4 protein-coding genes are annotated in these 3916 nt (G+C 23.1%); 2 read left to right on the forward strand and 2 right to left on the reverse strand.

The window, feature by feature from the left end; genetic code table 11:
* Positions 1-226 precede the first annotated feature (226 nt).
* Positions 227-796 (reverse strand): superoxide dismutase family protein, encoded by a 570-nt coding sequence (locus GBZ86_RS13480; protein WP_152891476.1) that lies wholly within the window; start codon positions 794-796, stop codon positions 227-229.
* A 79-nt stretch (positions 797-875) separates the two neighbouring features.
* On the reverse strand, positions 876-1433 hold the full coding sequence (locus tag GBZ86_RS13485; protein WP_152891478.1) for a maltose acetyltransferase domain-containing protein: 558 nt from the start codon (positions 1431-1433) through the stop codon (positions 876-878).
* 216 nt (positions 1434-1649) lie between these two features.
* Here GBZ86_RS13485 and GBZ86_RS13490 point away from each other — a divergent pair, with 216 nt between their 5' ends.
* Positions 1650-2897, forward strand: coding sequence for an MFS transporter (locus GBZ86_RS13490; RefSeq protein ID WP_170272262.1), 1248 nt, complete (start codon positions 1650-1652; stop codon positions 2895-2897).
* An 18-nt stretch (positions 2898-2915) separates the two neighbouring features.
* On the forward strand, positions 2916-3916 hold a 1001-nt coding region (locus tag GBZ86_RS13495), incomplete at its 3' end, for a winged helix-turn-helix domain-containing protein (RefSeq protein WP_152891482.1).

Here is a 3916-nt window from a genome sequence, read left to right on the forward strand (position 1 = left end):
AAACAATACAACTTGATAAAAATATAACTACGCTTGAAGATGTTATTAATCATCTTAATAACGATTCTTTAGCTAGTTAAATTTATTGTAAAGTGGTGTTTGTAAAATTAAAGTATATATAATATTTTAGAATATAAAAAAGTAACAAATATTATAACTTATATTTTTGTTAAGATAGGTTACAATATTTGCTGCTTTTTTATAGAAATAAAAGAATAAATATTTTTTAGCAACAACAATTATGAGATTTACTTTTAATTAAACCACAAGCAAGTCTAGAACCAGCATTTCCAGAAGGTTGTGCTTTTATAGTATCATAATTTTTGTGTAAAATAAAAGAACGATTTAAAGCATTCTTAAGCATAAATCTTTGAGTAAGAAAAGACATCATTACTTTCCCGTTATTAGCAAGTAATGGAGGTAAATCACCAGTGTGAAATTCATGAGGATTTCCCTCTATATTCCAGTGACCTCCAGCAGCTAAGAAAGGATCCTTTGGATTACCTACAGTACAATTACCAAGCTCATGAATGTGAAAGGCGTGGAAAGTATTAGAAAACATTTTTCCTCTATTTAAATCAACATCATTTGCTGGAATGCCAGTAATATATACTCTAATATATACTCCATCTTTTAATTGATATAATAGTGCTTTGCCACATATACTAGGTGCTAAAGGGCCACCTTTTATAATAGCAAAAGCATCTTCTTCTCTAAAATTAGAGAAAATATCACAACTAGTACATGAAGAAGTATTTATTTTATTATATCCACATTTATTGGAATTAATATGCATAATAATAAACTCCTTTAAAATTAATCATATTACATATTATGAATAAATGTTAAATTAGATACTAAAATAAAATAACAAGTTATTTTATAGAAATTGTTTTTAAAATTTTAGCTGGATTTCCTCCAATAACTACATTATTAGGAATATTTTTAGTGACAACAGAACCAGAGGCAACAACTACATTATTTCCTATAGTAACACCTGGGTTTATTGTAGAATGTCCACCGATCCAAACATTATCTCCTATAGTAACTGGCTTTCCAAATTCAAATTTTAATCTTTCCATTGGATCTAATGGATGGGTTGCTGTATATATATGAACTGCAGGTGCTAAAAAGCAGTTTTTTCCTATTTTTATTTTACAGACATCTAAAAGTATGCAATCAAAATTTGCATAAAAACTATCATCTAAAAAAATATTATATCCATAATCACAGCGAAAATTAGGTTCTATATAAATATTTTTTCCTATTGAACCAAGTAAATTCTTTAAAATTTCTTTTCTTTTATCTAATTCTGTTTCAATGGAATTATTAAATTCTCTTATTAAGATTCTAGCACGTAATCTATCATTTACTAGTTCTTCATTATTTGCATTGTAAGGTAAGCTTTCAATCATTTTTTCTTTTTCAGTCATTTTAATACTCCTAAATTAAAGATTTATAGCAATTTTAAACTAAACTTTTTATATACTATATAAAAATATAAAAGATTATATGTTAGTGTTTTATTTATTATAGTGCATTTTTAGTTTTAAAAAAATTAGTTAGAATATTAGATATTTATCTAATATATATTGAAAATAATCTAATATAATGATAAGATGGTAAAAAAAGGAATAAGGGAGATTGGAATGGATAAAAAAAATACTCTAAATTATAGAAGTATATTAAAAGAAAAAAACTTTATGACTTATTTAACAGGGGACTTGGTATCTAGATTAGGTGATTCTATAGACTTTATAGCTTATGGATGGTTAGTGTTTCAGGTTACAGGAGATGTATCTATAATGGCATTGATTTTTGGAGTAAATGCTATTCCTACTATACTTTTTCAACCTATAGCAGGCGTTTTTGTAGAGCATAAAAAAAAGAAAAAGGTACTTTTTATTTGTAATTTTGGAAGAGCAATTATTGTAACTATTACAGCTATAATGTTTTTTATGGGAATTTTACAAACCTATCATTTATTTCTTTTTACTTTTATAAATTCAACCTTTGAATCCTTTCAAAGTCCTGCTGCTGTAGCATCATTACCATTAATTTTAGATAAGGATAAATATTCTTATGGGATGGCTTTGAAGTCTACTTTATCTAGAGTTTCAGAGCTTTTAGGATTACCATTAGCAGGCTTAATTATAGGGGTATTTGGTATAAGTGGAGCACTTTTGGCTAATGCTTTAAGTTTTTATTTTTGTGGAATTTTAATATGTATAATAAAATATAAAGATGAAATATTAAAAAATCAAGTATTAAATATTAAGAGTTACTATAAAAATTTAAAAGAAGGTTTTATTTATATAAAAAATACAAAATTAATATTGAGTATATGTATATTTGGAGCTATATTAGGTATGCTTATAATGCCTATAAATACTTTGAGTATTGCATATGTTTTTGAAGAATTATTGTTAGGTTCTGAAGGATTAGTTATTTTAAATATTGCAATAACTTCAGGAATGTTAATAGGAAGTTTTATTTTTCCAAAAATAAAAGAAAGATTTAAAGGAATAAATATGTTTATATTTTCAGGGGGAGTTTTTGGAATGAATTATTTACTTTTAGCATTTATAAAATTATTTGAAGCTATAACAATAAGATATATATTATTATTTTTTATGCCATTTTTTATGGGTATAGCTATTAATATATTATTTATGTTGGTAAATGTAGCTTTTATGGAAAATATTGAGCAAAAATATTTAAGTAGAGCTGCGGGAGTGTTTAATTCTTTAGCTATGTCATCAACACCAGTGGGATCAGTTTTAATATCTATTATGTGTCTTACATTAAGTGTAACTCAATTATATTTTATATTTGGTATTGGAATTATTTTATTATTTATTTTTCAGAAGTACAATAAAAGTATACAAAAAATTTAAAGATGAAGGAAGTAAGAAATGCAGTATATAGTGGAAAATAAAATAGATATATTATATGAATTAATGAATACATTTTATTTTATATCAAATGAAAAAGAATTAAATAGTTCATTAGAAAAGATGTTAATAAGAGAAGGTATAAATAAGGATGAATATTTAAATAAAAATTTAAAAAATTTCTTTGGATTTATAAAAAAGTTTAAAGAACTTAATAGTATTTCTATAGAAAAAATCAATATGTATTTTAAAAAAATATATAGTTATGAAATAAGTAATTATAGTATAGCATTTTTACTTTTTCAAAATTTAAACATAGAAGAATTAAATGAATTTAAAGAAAAAATTATAAAAATAAATAATGAAGACTTACAAGAATCTTTTTTAAAAGATATACTTATAAAACTAGAAAAATTAGATGAAGAAGATACTTTAAATTATATAAATAATTATGATTTGTTTATAAATTATTTAACTAATAATAAAGATTTGACTAATGAAAGTAAATGGTGGTTAACAATAATATTTCATGAACCTAAAAAATACTTGTTAGAATTAATAGATATAATATTAATTTCAATTAACAATTTTAAAATAGCATTTAAAATTTTACAAAAGGATACTCTTAAATTTATTAAACAATTAAATGAATGGAGTTTAAGAGATAAAAATTTTATTGAAAGCTTAACGGGATTTAAAGTTAAATGTTCAGATAATGTATATATATATCCTTCAATGATTAATTTTAGATCTGTACATTGTATGGAGGATGTTAGAACATTAGTAAAAAGAAAAAATAAAGAAACTATTTATTTTGGTTGGAAATTTAAAGAGCTATTAGATAATAATGAAATTATTAAAAGAGAAGAAAAAATTTTAAAAGAAAAACTTAAATGTTTAAGTGATAAAAGTAAATTTGAAATATTAAAGTTATTAAAAAATAAACCTTTATATGGACAAGAAATTGCTCATAAATTATCCTTAACACCAGCTACAGTATCGTATCATATGAATAATTTAAT

The organism is Clostridium tarantellae, from assembly GCF_009295725.1.
Taxonomy (GTDB): Bacteria; Bacillota; Clostridia; order Clostridiales; family Clostridiaceae; genus Sarcina; species Sarcina tarantellae.

Bases quoted from the DNA above. Each gene is read 5' to 3' on its own strand.
- GBZ86_RS13490 (WP_170272262.1), top strand. From the start codon at position 1,650: ATGGATAAAAAAAATACTCTAAATTATAGAAGTATATTAAAAGAAAAA.
- GBZ86_RS13480 (WP_152891476.1), bottom strand. From the start codon at position 796: ATGCATATTAATTCCAATAAATGTGGATATAATAAAATAAATACTTCT.
- GBZ86_RS13485 (WP_152891478.1), bottom strand. From the start codon at position 1,433: ATGACTGAAAAAGAAAAAATGATTGAAAGCTTACCTTACAATGCAAAT.